The 16,669-nt window shown below is 70.1% G+C and carries 13 protein-coding genes; 6 read left to right on the plus strand and 7 right to left on the minus strand.

What is annotated here, in order from left to right; translation table 11 throughout:
* Nucleotides 1–7: 7 nt before the first annotated feature.
* The 3 genes from VF647_21705 to VF647_21715 form a co-directional block, all read right to left on the minus strand.
* On the minus strand, nucleotides 8–1,057 hold the full coding sequence (locus VF647_21705) for a radical SAM protein (GenBank protein HEX8454711.1): 1,050 nt from the start codon (nucleotides 1,055–1,057) through the stop codon (nucleotides 8–10).
* A gap of 325 nt (nucleotides 1,058–1,382) precedes the next feature.
* Nucleotides 1,383–2,876, minus strand: coding sequence for a D-alanyl-D-alanine carboxypeptidase/D-alanyl-D-alanine-endopeptidase (gene dacB / locus VF647_21710; GenBank protein ID HEX8454712.1), 1,494 nt, complete (start codon nucleotides 2,874–2,876; stop codon nucleotides 1,383–1,385).
* Nucleotides 2,873–3,472 (minus strand): GNAT family protein, encoded by a 600-nt coding sequence (locus tag VF647_21715; GenBank protein ID HEX8454713.1) that lies wholly within the window; start codon nucleotides 3,470–3,472, stop codon nucleotides 2,873–2,875. Before VF647_21715 ends, dacB begins: the two co-directional genes overlap by 4 nt.
* A 229-nt stretch (nucleotides 3,473–3,701) precedes the next feature.
* Here VF647_21715 and VF647_21720 point away from each other — a divergent pair, with 229 nt between their 5' ends.
* Together VF647_21720 and VF647_21725 are read left to right on the plus strand one after the other, a co-directional pair.
* Entirely contained in the window at nucleotides 3,702–4,193 is a 492-nt protein-coding gene (locus tag VF647_21720) for an RNA polymerase sigma factor (protein ID HEX8454714.1), read from the plus strand.
* Nucleotides 4,190–6,313, plus strand: coding sequence for a redoxin family protein (locus VF647_21725; GenBank protein HEX8454715.1), 2,124 nt, complete (start codon nucleotides 4,190–4,192; stop codon nucleotides 6,311–6,313). Before VF647_21720 ends, VF647_21725 begins: the two co-directional genes overlap by 4 nt.
* Before the next feature lie 214 nt (nucleotides 6,314–6,527).
* On the opposite strand, the gene VF647_21730 is transcribed toward VF647_21725, so the two are convergent.
* On the minus strand, nucleotides 6,528–6,911 hold the full coding sequence (locus VF647_21730; GenBank protein HEX8454716.1) for a VOC family protein: 384 nt from the start codon (nucleotides 6,909–6,911) through the stop codon (nucleotides 6,528–6,530).
* Nucleotides 6,912–6,990: 79 nt separating this feature from the next.
* Between VF647_21730 and VF647_21735 the strand changes: the two genes are divergently transcribed.
* A complete protein-coding gene (locus VF647_21735) occupies nucleotides 6,991–7,431 on the plus strand; it encodes a MarR family transcriptional regulator (protein ID HEX8454717.1) in 441 nt (146 codons plus the stop codon).
* Nucleotides 7,432–7,509: 78 nt separating this feature from the next.
* Here the strand turns inward: VF647_21735 and VF647_21740 are convergent, their stop codons facing one another.
* The 3 genes from VF647_21740 to VF647_21750 all read right to left on the minus strand — a co-directional run bounded on the left by VF647_21740 (nucleotide 7,510) and on the right by VF647_21750 (nucleotide 10,421).
* Nucleotides 7,510–7,707, minus strand: a complete 198-nt coding sequence (locus VF647_21740) for a hypothetical protein (GenBank protein HEX8454718.1) — start codon at nucleotides 7,705–7,707, stop codon at nucleotides 7,510–7,512.
* A gap of 742 nt (nucleotides 7,708–8,449) precedes the next feature.
* On the minus strand, nucleotides 8,450–9,895 hold the full coding sequence (locus tag VF647_21745) for a hypothetical protein (protein HEX8454719.1): 1,446 nt from the start codon (nucleotides 9,893–9,895) through the stop codon (nucleotides 8,450–8,452).
* Nucleotides 9,896–10,277: 382 nt separating this feature from the next.
* Nucleotides 10,278–10,421 (minus strand): hypothetical protein, encoded by a 144-nt coding sequence (locus VF647_21750; GenBank protein HEX8454720.1) that lies wholly within the window; start codon nucleotides 10,419–10,421, stop codon nucleotides 10,278–10,280.
* Between the two features lie 473 nt (nucleotides 10,422–10,894).
* On the opposite strand from VF647_21750, the gene VF647_21755 reads away from it, so the two are divergent.
* The 3 genes from VF647_21755 to VF647_21765 are packed head-to-tail and all read left to right on the plus strand — an operon-like array spanning nucleotide 10,895 to nucleotide 16,108.
* Nucleotides 10,895–11,587 (plus strand): hypothetical protein, encoded by a 693-nt coding sequence (locus VF647_21755; protein HEX8454721.1) that lies wholly within the window; start codon nucleotides 10,895–10,897, stop codon nucleotides 11,585–11,587.
* Nucleotides 11,529–12,812 carry a hypothetical protein gene (locus tag VF647_21760; GenBank protein ID HEX8454722.1) on the plus strand — a complete coding sequence of 428 codons (1,284 nt, stop codon included), beginning with the start codon at nucleotides 11,529–11,531 and terminating at the stop codon, nucleotides 12,810–12,812. Before VF647_21755 ends, VF647_21760 begins: the two co-directional genes overlap by 59 nt.
* The gene (locus VF647_21765; protein HEX8454723.1) at nucleotides 12,785–16,108 is read left to right on the plus strand and encodes an error-prone DNA polymerase; all 3,324 of its coding nucleotides are present in this window, start codon (nucleotides 12,785–12,787) and stop codon (nucleotides 16,106–16,108) included. Before VF647_21760 ends, VF647_21765 begins: the two co-directional genes overlap by 28 nt.
* The last annotated feature ends 561 nt before the right edge of the window (nucleotides 16,109–16,669 follow it).

A 16,669-nucleotide genomic window follows, 5' to 3' on the forward strand; every position in this document is an offset into this window, starting at 1 on the left:
AGGGGGGCTAAAGCCACTGGGCGTCGGGCCAGCCCGCCGCGGACAGCGCCAGGTCTGCATCGCGGTTGAAGCGGACGTTGCCGGGCTCGCAGCCGGTGCACACCTGCGAAGCCACCGACGCGAACGCCGCGCGCTCGCCGGCGAAGCCCGGCTCGTTCCAGCTCTCGCCGAACGGCCGGTCCCACACGCCTTCCAGGCTGAGCGGCCTGCCGCGGCGGTGCGGAAGGCAGTTGCACGCGGTGAGCAGGCCGCGCCGGGCATCGATGTAGCCCACCACGTCGGGAACGAAGCACCGGGTGTGAGTGGGCAGGCGGCCTCCCGCCGACGCCACGCGGGCGGCGTCGCTGGTGCCGAAGACGTGCGGGCTCACGGCGTTCAGCCGCACGCGTGCGCGCTCCAGCCGCGCCTCGATGCGGGGGACGACCGAGGCGGAGAACTCGTGCGCTTCTTCGGCCGTAAGATACAGGCTCTTCTTGTCTTTGATGGGGATCAGGGTCCAGAAGTCCACGCCGATGCGGTCGAGCAGCGGAACGAATTCGTGGATGTCTCGAAAGGTCTCGGCGGAGACGATGGTGTTTACCGTGATGGGCAGGGAGCGGCCGCGGCGCGCGCGTTCCGTGGCGAGAGTCTCGAGCCCCGCGATCGCCGCCGCAAAGAGGCCGGGGGTGCGGCGCAGTCCGTCGTGGATCTCGGGGCGCGGCGAGTCGAGCGAGCAGGTGAGCGCGGAGAGACCGGCGTCCAGCAGCGGTGCGGCCATCTCGGCCAGACGGCTTCCGTTGGTGATGAGGCTCACCCGCAACCCCGCCGCGCGTACCTCGGCCACCGCCTCCAGCAATCCTTCGTGCAGCGTGGGCTCACCGCCGGTAAAACGCACCTCCTCGCCGCCCAGCGCCGCCAGCTGCACCGCGAGCGTGCGCACCCGCTCAACCGCCAGCCGGAAAGGATCGCTGGAGTTGGCGAACGGGCACATCCGGCACCCGGCGTTGCACGCCTCCAGGATACGTACGTAGACGATTTTGGGGCTCGTCCGCTGGAATACGGGAAGAGGCGCGTTCATAAGACGACGTTTTGGCAGGTTGGCCCACGGGCGGTCGCACTCCAGCAGAAACGCTCTCGGAAAGAATTGCCGAATGTTCTTGTTAGCGCAAGGATGCCGGCCGTGGCCACGGACCAGAGAAAAACCTCGCGGTCCTCCGCCGCGAGCGCAGCCTGCGTGCTGCCCGCACCGAGGATCTGAGAAGCCAGCAGGGGTCGTGCACCTGTGCACGACCCCTGCTTTCGATCCGCGGCAGACCCCTGGAGTAACGCACTTTTAATGTTCGACGTGTGCCCCCTCCGGGTGGCCGCAGAGGCGTCTCAACGTCCAGCGGGCGCGGAACGGCTCATCGTCGCTCAGCGCCCGTACGCGGGTGGTTGTACACGCGCAGCAGCGCCGCTTCCGCCAGGCGGTCCGCGGCGGCGGCGGAGAGGGTGTGGTTGTTGACGAGGATGGAGAACACCATGCGCTCGCCAGCGGCGGTGGTGAGGTAGCCGCTCAGGGAGCGCACGCCCGAGAGGGTGCCCGTCTTGGCGTGCACGTTCCCCGCGAGCGGTGTCCCCTTCATCCGGTTGCGCAGGGTGCCGTCGACGCCGGCGACGGGCATGGCGGCGTAGAAGACGGCGTAGTTGGGGCTGCGCGTCATCCGCTCCAGCAGCGCCACCAGGTGCTCAGGTGCCACCAGGTTGTAGCGCGACAGGCCGCTGCCGTCCGCCGCGCGGAAGCCGCCGCGGGGGAGCTGCCACGCGCGCGCCAGCGAATCCTCCACCGCGAGCCCCGCCTGCGCGGTGCCGGCGTTGCGGATGCGGCGGCCCATCGTCTTCAGCAGGATCTCGCCGTACTGGTTCTGGCTCGGCTTCAGGAAGGCGGCCAGCACCTCCGGCATCGGCGGGGAGGCGTGGACGAAGAGCGGCGCGGCGGGGCGGCGAGCCGTGTCGGGGCGCGCGTCGTCGTCCAGCGCGGGGCCGTCCACGCGGATCCCGGCCTCGATCAGCGCCTCTCGCAGCACGTGGGTGAAGAAGAGCGTGTTGTCGCGCACCGCCACCTCGATCTCCTCCGGCGTGGAGTCGGGCGGGGCGGTGCCGGTGACCACGATGCCGGGGCCGAGCGGGGCGCGCGTCGCGTCCACGTTGCGGGCGGAGCCGGATGCGCCGGTCGTCGCATTCACGGTGACGGGGAGGTACGCCGTGGCGGGATCGAGGGTGACGACGGCGGGAGCGCCGGGACTCGGGCCGGGGCCCACGCGCACGGTGACGTACCCCTCGTTGAGCTGCAGCCCACCGATCTCGGCGGAGTACGACGCGTCCAGGTCGTCCCACGCCCAGCCGCGGCCCAGCGGCACGTCGTCGAAGACGTCGTCGTTGCCCACGACCGCGCCCGCGATGCGTGTGATGCCGCGCGCCCGCAGCGAGTCCGCCCAGGCGCGGAAGAGGGGGCGTGCGCCGCCGAAGCGCGCGGAAATCGTAGGATCGCCGCTTCCCCGCACCACCAGGCTGCCGGCCAGCACGCCGTCGCGAACGGGGCCCTCGGCCTCCACCGGGGTGCGGTAGCGGAAGTCCGGCCCCAGCGTCTCCAGCGCGGAGGCGCCGGTCACGATCTTCTGATTGGAGGCGGGGACGAAGAGCTTCTCCGCGTTGCGGCGGTAGAGCGTCTCGCCCGTCTCCAGCGAGCGGACCATCACGCCCCACTCCGCGCGGGCGAAGAGCGTGTCGCCGAAGATGGAGTCGAGCGCGACGGCGATCGGCGCGCGGGCGGGGGCCGGGGCGAGCGCGGGGCGTGCGGGAGCGCAGGCGCCCAGCGCGAGCGCCGCGGCGGCGACGAGGGTTCGTTGCGGGGTCATCGGGCCGGGTAGGGGCGGGCGAGCATGCCGAGGAGGCGCGCCTCGACGGCGGGCCATTCGTCGTCCACGATGCTGTACCACGCGGTGTCGCGCACGCGGCCGCTCTCGGTGACGCCGTGCTTCCGAAAGATCCCTTCTTCGCGCGCGCCGATGCGGAGCATGGCGTTACGGGAGCGCTCGTTCAGCGCATCCGTCTTGAGCTCCACGCGCAGGCAGCCGAGCGTCTCGAAGGCGTGGCGGAGCATCAGGAGCTTGGCCTCGGTGTTGGCGGCGGTGCGCTGCCACGGCCGCCCGATCCACGTCCAGCCGATCTCCACGCGCGGGTGAGGCGGCTCGACGCTGGCGAAGCGCGTGCTCCCGATCACCCGCCCCGTCGCCGCCTCGGTGGTGGCGAAGGGGAGCGCCGTGCCCGCGTCGCGCATGCGGAGCGCGGCGTCTACGTAGCGCTCCAGGTCGGCCTCGGTGCGTACGGCGTTCCACGTCCAGCGCCACAGCTCCTCGTCGCGCGCCACCTCCCAGAGCGCGGGGAGGTGCTCGCGTGTGAGCGGCACCAGGCGGACGTGCGTGCCTTCGAGGGTGACGGGCGCGAGCTTCACGGGCGGCTCCGAAATGGGGTGCCCGGTGAAAGTAGGTGGAAGCCGCGGGATGGGACAGGCTTCAGCGATCTCGTCGCGCATGGAAGGGCGCGGGGGAGCGGGCAGGGCCTCCCGCGGTTCTCAGCCCGTTGTAACCTTTCGTAGGGTAACTGGCCTACATAGATGTGGGCCCGGTCTTCTTCGACCCTGGGCCCCAGCTGAAGCCTCGCCACTCCCTCACCGGCTCCGCGTGAACGACTATAGCGATCCTGACCACCTGCGTGATCTGTACGATCGACATTCGTCTTCCGTATACAGGATTGCGTACCGCCTCACGGGCTCCGCACCCGACGCCGAAGACGTCGTGCAGGACCTCTTCGTCGCTCTGCCGATGGCGTTCCGCGGTTATGAAGAGCGGGGGAGTATGGGCGGCTGGATCCGCACCGTGGCTACCCGCCTGGCACTCAGGCGCATTCGCCGACGCCGTAACGAGGTACCCATGGAGGCCGCCGCGGATGTCGTGGCGCGGGGGTCCGCCGACGGCTGTATCGACGTTCTCGACGTCCAGCGCGCTCTTCAGCTGCTTCCTGAAACGCTCCGTGCCGTGCTGGTGCTCCGCGAGATCGAGGGCTACTCGCATGCGGAGATCGCGAATGTGCTCGGGATTCGGGCGGGGACTTCCAAGGTGCGCCTTCACCGGGCGCGGGAAGAGATGCGACAACTACTCACAGGACCGAAATGAACCGACATCCCAATACGCGGACGCTCAACCTGTACATGGACGGTGAGCTGGGTGCACTCCGGCGCCGGCGGGTATCCGAGCACCTCGCGGAGTGCCAGCCATGCCGCGGCAAGATCCAGGCGTGGCGCGCGATCGGTGCGGCACTCCGCGAAGACGCCGTACCCGAGCTTCCACTGGAGACGCTGGAGCACGTGCGTGCCCGGCGAGCCGCCGGTTCTCGCGTGCTCCTTCCCGCCGCGGTCACGCGCCGCCCGCGGGTCCGCGTGTTCGCCGACGCCGCGGCCGCCGCGGCACTGTTGCTCGCCGTGGCCGGCGGGCTCACGACGATGTGGCGCACGCCGGAGCTGGCTGCAGAGGGAAGTCAGCTGCTGCTCGCTCCCGCCGCGCCACGCCCAGGGCAGGTGGTGAAGGTGGAGTATCGCGCCGCGGGCAAGCTCGCGGGCGAGGAACGGCTCATCCTGCGCGCACGCCTCTTCCGGTCCGAGCCAAATCCCTACTCGGGGGGGCACGCCACCCTTGCGGTGCTGGCCCGCACCGGGGCGCGGACATACACCGGCTCCTTCCAGATCCCGGACTCGGTCGTCTACGCCTCACTCGCGGTAGAAGATCCGAAGGGCGACCTCGTCGACTACGACCCGGCTGCCTGGGAGGTACTTGTCCACGGTGCCGACGGGAAGCCGCTGGCCGTCGCGCTCGAGCGGAAGGTTGAGGGCACCGGCGAATGGGATTCGAGTATCGCACTACGGACCACCCGTGAGCTGACTCAGCTGTACCCCGACAGTACCGCCGGGTGGATGAGGCGGTATTCGGCGGAGAAGTCCATGCTGGATCGGGTGAGGGGCGACAGTCTGACCGCCGTGTTCCACGCGAGGTTCCGGACACTGGAGGCGAAGCGCGCGGAGACGCGGGACGCTCGCGAGCTGGCGCGCTTGGCATTCTTTGCGACGGCACTGCGTGACAGCGCAAGCGAAGCCCGCTGGAGTGACCGCCTCATCCGCCTGGCGCCCACTTCTCCCGAGGCCGTACAGTGGCGCGTGTTCAACGCGACTTCGAAATACCGGGCGGACCGTGCCGCGCTGCTCGCGGCGCTGGAAGCACTGTGGACCGAGGCCGGAGGAGTGTCGCCCCAGCTTTACTACACCGGCTTCACCACCGCCCGTGCCTCAGGGGATCCGGTCGCGATACTGCGCTGGGCACGGCGGTTGGAAGAGTCGATTCCCTCGTTCGCCGGAATGGTCGCACGCATGCTCCCGAACGTTCCTGCCCTCCGGAACGAGAGAGAGAATCGTCTCCGTGCGCAGATTCGCCGCCAGGACCAGGATCAGAGCGAGTACCGCCTGCTCGGGCACACCCGAACCGACTTTCAGACCGACCGCGCGCGGACCAAGTCCGCGTTGCTCGGGGACCTCGGCCGCTCCCTCATCGAGTCCGGGCGAGTCGCCCCCGGACTCGATACCCTCTCGCATGCAGCCGCGACGGGGTGGGACGTGGGGGTCTTCCGTACGATCGCGAATACGCGTTTCGCGATCGGCGACACCGCCGGAGCGCTGCCGGTTCTGGCGCGGGTGGCGGTGGACCCCTCCACGTCGGCTACGTTCGTGGACTCCGTGAAGGTACGCGCCGCACGGCACTTCGACCCGTCGAAGTGGACCGCGCTCGAAGAAGACGCCCGGAGCGTGCTCGGTGCGTACGTCTGGGCACAGTCCATCAATCGGGGGTTGCGTGCGCCGGTTCGGCTCACGGACTCGTCAGGAACTTCCGTGACGTTCCGCGCCGAAAACCGGACCCCCACTCTGGTGGCGTTCTGGTCGCGCTACTGCCCTCCGTCCTCGGCGCAGCTGCGGGAGCTTGACCGTGTTTCGAGCACGCTCCAGAGCAGCGGCATCCGGGTGGTCACCATCACGAAAGACGAGTCGTCGGCGGCGGTGTCCAGTTTCCTGGGGCAGGCCCAGTACCGATTTCCCGCGTTCCTCGACCCGGACGGGGATGCCGCGCGCGCCTTCGACAACCAGATCACCCCGCGCTACTTCGTTCTGGACGGTGCTGGCCGGATCCGCTTCGACAACTACTCTCCGGACGACATCCTACGCCAGGTAGCGGCGCTCCGAAGCCCGCGGTGAGCTGCGTACGCGGGTGCCGCCTCGGGTCATGCACTCCCGGCCGGCCTTACGCACCACCAGCCGGACGGGAGAGGCCCGGCGTCCGAGAGGACTGACGGAGGTCCGTGCTCGATACGCGGCGCGCGGGAGCAGGGTGAACGAGCGCGGGTTTTCGGCGGGTCGAAGCGTGGGGCTACACGTCTCATCCACCTTCGACGCGCCTGCGCCGGACGCGCTACCGCACCTCGCTCATCAGGCCCAGGTGGTTGCCCTCGGGGTCGCGGACGAAGAACATCCACAGCTCATGGTCCGGCATGCGCGCGATCAGGTGCGGCGCATCCACGGTGTCCGCGCCGGCGGCCTGGAGCGATGCGTAGGCCGCGTGGATGTCGTCGACCTTGTAGTAGAGGATGGATGCGGGGTGGTCGAACTCCGGCTTCTCGGCCGTGCCCAGCATGAGGCGCAGGCCGCCGCAGTCGAAGAAGGCGCTGTTGGGGATCTGGAAGAGGAGGCGCAGCCCGAGCACGTTGCGGTAGAACTCCACCGCCCGCTGCACGTCCCGCACGTTGATGGCCACCTGTCCGACTCCGGTGATTCCCAGCGATGCGGCGGTGCTCATGGGTGACCTCGCGTTGGAAGTGGATGCTTCACGGATCGTCTTCCTTGAATATTTAGCCTCGCTAACTAAATTGGCAAGGATGACGAATCGACCCCCCACGCCCGAGCACGTCGCCGACCGGCTGCACTCGGCCAGCATCCACCTCCTGCGCCAGCTTCGCCGGGAGGATGACGCGCTCGGAGTGTCGGCGCCGCTCCTCTCCGCCCTGTCGGTGCTCGTGTTCGGCGGCGCGAAGACGCTGGGGGAGCTGGCGGCGGCCGAGCAGGTTCAGCCGCCCTCCATGACCCGCACCGTTCGCAAGCTGGAGGAGGCCGGCCTCGCCACCCGCGAGCTCGACCCCCTGGACCGCCGCGTCACCTGGCTCTACGCCACCCCCGAGGGCGAGCGCGTGCTGCGCGAGGGCCGCGCGCGCCGTGTGGCCTCCCTCGCCGCGCGGCTGGGCGCGCTGGATGGGGAGGAGCTGGCGGCGCTGGAGCGTGCGGCGGAGCTGCTGGAGCGGGTGCTGCGCGGCGGCGGGTAATACGTTGAGGGTGGAAGAGGGCGGGGGTGGCTCCTCAAGTGGAGCCACCCCCGCATCTCTGCGTCTATGCGTCGCGGATCAGCACCCGCCCGCGGCCTTGCCATCCGCGATTACGTCGCGCTTGCCGATGACCTCGGCCTCGTCAGGATCGGATTCCGCGATCGCCTCGGGCGAGAAGTAGCGGCGGACGCGATCCCGCGCGGCCAGCATGCGCTTGCGGGCACCCTTGTGCACTCCCCCCGTCGTATCGGCGGCTCGAAATGGGTTCGTGGACATCTCAGCTCCAATTGTTCGGGAGGTCCTTCACCAAGTATCGGACCACACCCTCTCGGTGCGCAAGCGTAAACCCAAGATTGCGGTACAAAGTCTCGACCCCCGGGGCGGGGTTCTCGATACGCACCCGCGGGAGCGAAAGTCCTTCGGCGTAGTACTCCGCCGCCGCTAGTACGATCCGCGCCACATGCCCCTGGAGCGGGTGCCCGTTCGGGCGGCCTTCCATGTATCTGAGCGTGAGAGCGCCGTGACCGCGGGGCACTGAGCCGATCGCTAAACCGCAGAGGACCGGCCCATGCCAGAGTGCGCAATGGAAGCTCCGGCGGTCATGCCGACACACCCGGTGCCAGAGCCGACTCCAATCGAACCCGCCGTACCCGGAGGGATGCCGCCCCTGCCAGGTGGTCGTATACGCGGTAAGAGCCTTTGAGTCGATGCCCGTGATTCTAACGCGGATCGGCGGGATCGCGTCGGACGCGTCTTCCTGGGCGAGCGAGTGCGCCAGGGTTCGGACAGCTCCGTAGTCCAGAAATGCCACAGGCCGGACGACTCGTGATTCGTTCGAAGGATCTCATCCCGTTACCAGTACGGGGGCCGGAGCGCGAACGAGTAAAATATCTAACATCAAGCCTGGCCGACATATACAAGCCGCGGAACCGGCGATATTCGTGCGCCGGCTGACGCAAAGCAAGCGGGCGCGGTCCCGCGAGTGGCGGGACCGCGCCGTTCAGGACTGTCTCGCCGGTTACGCGTCAGGCGAGGCGAAGCGGACGGACGAGAGCGCCTGGCCGAAGGTGTGGGCGTTGAAGGCGCCGTCGGGCTCCTTCTTCACGTCCATGAACCACTGCTCCGGCTCCGTGACCGGGTGCTTGCGGTGGAGGTTGCGGACGATCGCCACGTAGCCCTCCTTCACCCCGAGCTGGAACCACCCCTCGTCGCCCTTGAACTCGGGGGCGTTGAAGCACTGCACGGTGGCGCCCGTGTTCCCCAGCAGCAGGAGCGAACGGATCTCGTCCTCCGCCTCCATGTCGTTGGTGAAGCGGTCGTTCTGGATCAGGACGATGTCGTTCATCTTCGCGATCCCCTCCGTTTCGCGGAAGGCGATGTGCGGGTTGGTCAGCGTGCCGGAAAGGATGCTGCCGAACCCGAGCGCCAGCGGCCCGAACTGCGGAAAGGAGCGGAGCGCCTGGAGCACCGCCTGCAGCGGCTCCAGCCTCTTCAGGAACTGGCTGAGCTCGCCCAGCGGCGACCCCTGCGGCACCATCACCAGCGCCGGGCCGGTGAAGTTGTAGTCGGCGAACATCGCCAGCATCCGCGGAATCCCCAGCGACAGCGTGGCAAGCTCCACGGGACCCACGGACGCGGTGTGGCTCACGCCGGACGCCGAGATCGTCACGTCCGCGAACAGGTACCGCTTGGCGCCCTCCGCCGGCGGCGGGATGGAGCCGTCCTCCTCCTTGAGCCAGTCGAAGGTGTCCGGCCGCAGCACGATGTCGACGGAGGGCTGGTCCAGCGGACCGTCGATGCGGTACTCGGAGCTGCTCAGCGGCTCCTTCCCCGCCCTGTCGGCGCACACGCGCCAGCTCACCGACACCTTGAAGGGAACGTCCACGGGCAGGTTCACCACGGTGTCGATGGTGGTGACGATGGTGCCGGTGATGGGGCCCGCGAGGTCGCCGGTCAGCGCGTGGTCGATGGTGGAGGTGAGCGAGCCGTCCGCCTGCGAAAGGGCGCCCGGCACCCCCTCGATCGCGGAGCGCGGCACGAGCCCCAGGTTGATGAGGTTGAAGTTCGGGCCGCTCGGTCCCTGGGGGGGAAGAGCGGGGAGGTTGATGAAGGGAAGCTCCGGCGCGCCCGCGTTCTGCGGATTCTCCACCCCGGCCCCTTCGAGCAGGGTGTTGGCGAAGAGCATCTCCTTGGAAACCACGCGCGCGTCGAGCGTCTGCGTGAGGCCGCCGGTCAGCTTCACGTCCGTGAGCGTGGCGCCGAGCCGCACGTTCGTCAGCACGCCGGTAAGCGGAAAGTTCAGCGGCACGGGAAGGTCGCGCGTGAGCACTCCCGATTCCGGAAGCCCGATCACGCGGATGCCGATCGGCTTGCCGGCCTCCGCGGTGGTGGCGGTGAGCGGCTCCAGCTTCAGCGCCGCCAGCGTAGACTTCACGACGTCGTCCAGCAGTCGTACGGTTGCCATCGTTTCTCTCTCTCCAGACTGTGCGTGATCTCTGCCTGCCCCGTAAAATGGGCCATGTCGTGCCATCGCCCCATGGCAGCGCCGGTGCCAGCCCGGCCACGCCACGCCAGCATCCACGCAAAGCCTATTTTTACAACAGTTAACGCGCGCAGACACTCGCCTGTGCGCACTGTAAACTTTGTACCCACCGCGCCACAACCTGGGGCGCCACGGCCTCACGCATCCCCCCACACACTCCTATTCCGCCCGTGTTCCCTGGCGTAACCAGATCTTAACCGCGCGTCTTCTGAGGAAATCCACACACGAAAATGCACGGAGAAAAGGATCTTTCTCCGTGCATTCGATCAGAGCGCTAACGATGTCGAGGCTCGTTCCTCTCTCGTCATCCTCGAGGTTTGACTACCCCGTTTCGAGTGGTGATCTCCACCCGATCCACGCGAGCGGCGAGGCGGCCCTCGTGATGCTCCACCGCCTCTTCCAGTGCTCTGATCAACATCTCGCCAAAGCCGTTTTTCTTCTTCTTCACGAACTCTCCTCTGTCACCAGTTCCCTCATCCGGCGCTTGACTCACGCTTGATCATACCCGGGCTTACGGGCAAGGCAAGTGGCGAACCTCCACTCACGCCGTGCCAGCAGGGGGAACTGCAAATCATAGACAGCCCTCCTGCTGTTCTCTCTGTGTCTCTGTGTCTCTGTGTCTCTGTGTCTCTGTGTCTCTGTGTCTCTGTGTGAGCCATGCAGTTGCAGTTCTCCGCGGCCTCCGCGCCTCCGCGTGAGGCCGCTTTTTGTCCACCCCGGAAATATTCACATACACGTCCACATTGCCGCTCAACAGCGGACGCATTGAGCCAGGGCGTTGCACCGCAAGTGATTGCACGGGCCACAGATGTGTTCACTCTGTACCCATTGCGCGCTGAGCCTTGATGCGGCTTTTCTTCGGTTTTAGTCTTGCAATACCCGGTCGCGTCCGGACAGTCCACCCTCGCTCCCGGATGAGCCATGTCGGCACAGGTCGCCGCGCTGCGGCGCACACTGGAGGAACGCTTTCCCGGCGCCATGCCGGTGGCGTTCCGCACCGCACGGGCGGTGGCGACGGGGTGGACGGCGCTGGACGCGGCGCTCCCCGGAGGCGGCCTCCCGCGCGGAAGGCTCTCCGTGTGGAACGGGCCGGGCGCCACGGCCGTGCTGCGCGGAGTGTGCGCCGCCGCCCTGGAGCGGGGGGAGCGCGCCGCGTGGGTCGACGCCGCGCGCACCACGAGTGGCGAGGCGGAGTGGGGCGGGATCTCGCTGGTGAGGACGGAGAAGCCCGCCGACGCCCTCCTCTGCGCCGAAGAGCTCCTGCGGTGCGGGGGCTTCGGGGTGGTGGTGCTGGCCGGCGCCGCCACCGCCGGCACCGACCGCGTGCGGCTGGTGCACGTGGCCCGCGAGGGCGGCGCCGCCTTCGTCGAAGCGGGGTCGGGCGACGGGTGGATGGCGGCGGTCAAGGTGTCGTCGTGGGTCCCCCCCGGCGGAGTGCGCTGGCGGCGAGATGGGCTGGGGGAGGCGGTGGAGGTGGATGCGGTGGGAGTGCGCTTGCGCGCGACCGCGCTCGGCTGGAGCCGGGACGCGGAGGTGGAGCTGCCCGTGGCTGCGCGTGACGTTCGTCTGTCTCTGGAGCCCGGCCTGGGAGACCGCCGGGGCGCCGCTCGCTGAAGTGGGGGCTTCGCTGATGGAGGCCGCCCCGCGCGTGGCGGTGGGGGCCGGTGTGGTGTGGGCCGACGGCCGCGGGCTGGATGCCGCCGCGCTGGCGGCGTCGCTGCTGGCGCGCGCCGGCGCGCTGGGGGTGGGAGCACGGGCAGGGGTGGCCGGCGTTCCCGTGGCCGCCGAGGCCGCCGCCCGCCACGGCGGCGATCCCGTGACCGCGGTGCGAGCCGGGTGCGAGCGCGACTTCCTGGCCGCCATGGGGCTGGACGTGCTGGACCCCGACCCGCGCACGCGCGCGCTGCTGCAGGGCGCGGGGATCCGCCGCTGCGGCGACCTGGCCGCCCTTCCGCGCGAGGCGGCGGAGGTGCGCTTCGGCGCGGAGGGCGCGCGGCTCTGGCGCCTGTCGCGCGGCGACGATCCGCGCCTCCTCTTCCGCCCCATCCCCGCGGAGGCGCCGCACGCGGCCATCGACTTCCTGGACTACGCCATCACCGACGCGGCGCGGCTGGCCTTCGCCGCGCACGGGGCGCTGGCCAGCGTGTGCGCCACGTTGAAAGAGCGAGGCGAGCGGGCGCGGCGCATGGTGCTGGAGCTCCCCCTCTCGGGCGGGGGCACGGTGACGCGCGTCCTGCGCACCGCGCGCCCCACGGCCGAGCGCGACGAGTGGTCCGCCCGCGTGCGCGGCGAGCTGGAGAATCTCGCCCTTCCCGACGCGGCGGTGGGCGTCTCGCTACGCGTGGAGGGGCAGGAGCCGGCGTCGGCCACGCAGGGCGACCTCTTCGACCGCGGCTTCGCCACCGCCGCGCCGGTGGAGGAGACGGTGGCGCGGCTGGCCGACGCGCACGGCGCCCTGCTGGTGGCGCCCGACGTCTGCGCGCACCCGCTGGCGGACGCGCGCACGGCGTGGCGCCCCCTGGCCCCCGAGGAGGTCTCGGCTACGCGCGCCGCCCCCGCTCTCGCCGGCCTCACGCTGCAGCTGCTCCCGCAGCCGCGCCCAGTGCGGGTGGAGGCTCGCCCGCGCCGCGACCACGCCTTCCCCGCCCGCCTGCGCGACGGCGGCGTCTGGTGCACCGTGGCCGAGGCCGCGGGCCCGGACCGCGTCTCCGGCGGGCACACGGGCGAGCGCCCCTTTGCGCGCGAGTACTTCCGCTGCGCCACGGACGACGGCCGGCTGGTATGGCTGTTCCGCGACGCGCTGGAGGAGGGATGGTTTCTGCACGGGTGGTGGGACTGATGGGGAATGGGGAAATGGGGAATGGGGAATGGGGGGGCCTGGCTTCCGGTGCGGTGGTGCGTGGCGGGCTCACCCTGCTGCCGCCGTCGCCCGACGGCGAGGCCGGCGCACCGGCGCGGATCCATGCGCGCGGTGCCGTTCAACCATTCCCCATTCCCCATTCCCCATTCCCCAATTATGTGGAGCTTCGCGCCCGCTCCGCCTTCTCCTTCGGCGACGGAGCCGTGGCGCCCGAGACGCTCGCCGAACGCGCGGCGGAGCTGGGGTTCGAGGCGCTCGCGCTGTGCGATGCGGCGGACCTGGGGGGGATCATCCGCTTCGCGCTGGCGGCGAAGACGGGGGGGGTCAGGCCCATCGCCGGGGCGGAGCTGCGGGTGGATGGACATCCCGTGGGGCTGCTGGCTCGGGATGAAGTTGGCTTCCGCAACCTTTCGGCGCTCGTGTCGCACGCGCGGCTGGAGAACGGGAGGGGGGAGGCGGGCGTGTCGTTCGACGTGCTGGCGGAGCGGTCGGAGGGGGTGCACGTGCTCACCGGCCCGGCATCGGGGCCGATCGGAGCGCGCATCCTGGAGCAGCGGCCGGAAGAGGCGCGCTACGAGCTGGCGCGCTGGCGCGGCGTCTTTGGAGAGAGGCTGGCGGTGGAGGTGCAGCGCCACCACGTCTCCGGGGCGGAGGGGGCGCTGGTGGACGCGCTCATCGAGACGGCGGAGAGGGCGGGGGTGCCGTGGGTGGTCACCAACGAGCCACGCTACCTGGATGCGGAGGGGCGCCGCGTGCACGACCTGCAGACAGCGCTGCGCCATGGGGTGGACTACGACACCGCGCTCCGCCGCGGGCTCCTCCTTCCAAACGGCGAGTGGCGGCTCAAGGGGCCGGCCGAGATGGCGCTGCTCTGGCAGGGGCGCGAGGCCGGGCTGGAGGAGAGCGCGCGCATCGCCGAACAGTGCACCTTCGACATGCGCTGGCTGCGCCCTCCCCTTCCCCGTTTCGACCTGCCGGAGGGGCACACGGACGACTCGTTTCTGGCTGAGAAGGTGCTGGAGGGCGCCATCGAGCGCTGGGGCGGGATCGACGAGAAGCAGCAGCGGCAGATCGAGCACGAGCTGCGCGTCATCGAGAAGCTGGGCTTCTCCGGCTTCTTCCTCATCATGTGGGACGCGGTCCGCTTCGCGCGCCGGCGCGGCATCCTGTGCCAGGGGCGGGGGAGCGCGGCCAACTCCGCCGTGGCGTACTGCCTGTCCATCACCGCGGTCGATCCCGTGCGCCACGGCCTCCTCTTCGAGCGCTTCCTGAGCGAGGCGCGCGCGGACGGCGGCACCGAGGCGCCCGACATCGACGTCGACTTCGAGGCCGACCGGCGCGAGGAGGTGCTCAACTACGTCTATGAGAAGTACAGCCGCCAGCACGCCGCCATTACCGCGGTCACGCAGATGTACTCCGCGCCCACCGCCATCCAGGACATGATGCGCGCCCTGGGCTACCCCGCCGAGCAGGCCTTCCGGCTCAGCAAGCGGCTGCACTGGGCCGGCCCCGCCGAGGGCGCCGAAGCGCTGGCCGGCGAGCTGGGGCAGGAGCAGGGCTTCGACGCGGCCTCACCCAGGGGACGCGCGCTGATCGCGGCGGTGCGCGCGGTGGAAGGATTGCCGCGCATGCGGTCGACCCATCCCGGGGGCTTCGTGCTCTCCTCCCGGCCGCTGGGGGAGGCGCTCGCCATCGAGCGCACCACCATGGGGCGCACCATCCTGCAGTTCGACAAGGACGACCTGGACGCGGCGGGAGTCCCCAAGTTCGACTTCCTGGGGCTCGGCGGGCTCACGGCGGTGCGGATCGCCTTCGACCAGATCGAGCGCCGCACCGGCGTGCGCCCCCTGATGTACGACCTGCCGCAGGACGATCCCGAGACGTTCCGGATGATCTCGGCAGGCGACACGCTGGGGACCTTCCAGATCGAGAGCCGCGCGCAGATCCAGAGCATCGTGCAGACGCGGCCGGAGCGGATCTACGACATCGTGGTGCAGGTGGCGCTGATCCGCCCGGGGCCCATCGTGGCGCACTTCGTAAAGCCGTACACCCGCCGCCGCCGCGGCATCGAGGAGGTCACCTTTCCGCACCCCGACCTGGAGCCGATCCTCGCGCGCACGCAGGGGATCCCCATCTTCCAGGAGCAGGCGATGGCGATCTCCATGGCGCTGGGCGGCTACACGGCGATGGAGGCCGACGAGCTGCGCCGCACCATGGGCAACTCGCGTAAGGCGGCGAAGCTGCGCGTGCAGATCGAACGGCTGCGCGAGCGGATGAAGGAGCGCGGGATCGACGCGGAGGTGGCGGAGCGCATCACCGAGGACATGCGCATCTTCGCCAACTACGGCTTTCCGGAGAGCCACGCCTGGTCGTTCGGGCTGATCGCCTACGCCACGGCGTACCTCAAGGCGCACCACCCGGCCGAGTTCCTGGTGGGGCTCCTGAACGCGCAGCCGATGGGCTTCTACTCCCCCGCCACGCTGGTGCACGACGCCATGCGCCACGGCGTGGAGGTGCGCGCCCCCTGCCTGCGCGACGGCGACTGGGACGCGACGCTGGAGGAGACCGCCGACCCCGCCAGGCCCGCCGTCCGCGTGGGCTGGCGGCAGATCCGCGGGATGGGGGCGAAGGCGCGCGAGGCGCTGCGGGAAGCGCGCGCGGAGGGTCCTTTCCGCTCCATCGAGGACCTGGTGCGCCGCACCGGCTTCGGCCGCGCGGACGCTCTGCACCTGGCGCGCGCGGGGGCGCTGGAGGCGTGGGAGCCCGGCCGCCACGCCGCCGCCTGGGAGGCCCTGCGCGCCGCCGCGGACACGCTCCCGCTCGCCCCGGCCCACCGCCTCCCCTTCCGCGCTCGGGAGCTGGAAGGATCGGAGCGCATCTTCCTGGACTACCTGGCCACGGGCGTCAGCGTGGCCGGCCACCCGGTGCAGCACCTGCGCCCGCGCCTCAACCGCATCGGCGCCCACTCCAGCGCCGACCTGCACCGCGCCCGCCCGGGGACGCACGTGCTGGTGGCGGGGCTGGTGGTGGCGCGGCAGCACCCCTCCACCTCCAAGGGCACGGTGTTCGTGCTGCTGGAGGACGAGTGGGGCTTCATCAACGTGATCGTCCCCCCCGCGCTCTTCCTGGAGCACAAGGAGGTGGTGAAGCACTCCCCCTTTCTCCTGGTGGAGGGGAAGTTCGAGCAGCAGGGCCCGGTGCTCAACGTCGTCGGCCGCCGCTTCAAGCGCATGGAGGCAGGGGCGCTGGCGCACACGTCGCACGATTTTCGGTGAGCCCCCACCCCCAGCGTCGCTCCGCGACGCATCCCCCTCCCCCAAAACTGCCTGGGGGAGGGGGAGGGCGCGAAGATCTTGCACCACGCACGGGTCCCGTAGGGGCGCGATTTATCGCGCCCGTGCCCGACGCTGCTCCGCCGCCCGCCCGCTCACCCCGATGCCGTAGGGGCGGCCCCGCGTGGCCGCCCGTGCCTGCCCCGTCTCCGACGCCCGCTCAGGCATCCCCAGCCCTGCGCTATCCCCTTGAAAAACGCGCCTTTCGCGGTCCTCCTCCAGGGGTGGAAACGTCAAAGTTTTCCACAGCTCGCCGCGGCTGGAAATCGTTGGATTTCCGGCACTTTCGAGCCCTCCCCGCTGTGATCGGCGGCACCCTCATCCGAGCACCCTCGACACCCGTAGTTCCTCCCCCGCTCAAATGCGGCCGGGGCGACGAGTGCGCAGCTTCTGAATACGAGTGGATCTGCGACGAATGCGTACCTCTGCCCTGCACAACGACTTACGCCTGCCGCGCTCTCATTGCGCCGCGCCCCGTATCCGGGTAGCAGCAGGTACGTGGCA

The organism is Longimicrobium sp. (assembly GCA_036387335.1).
Classification (GTDB): Bacteria; Gemmatimonadota; Gemmatimonadetes; order Longimicrobiales; family Longimicrobiaceae; genus Longimicrobium.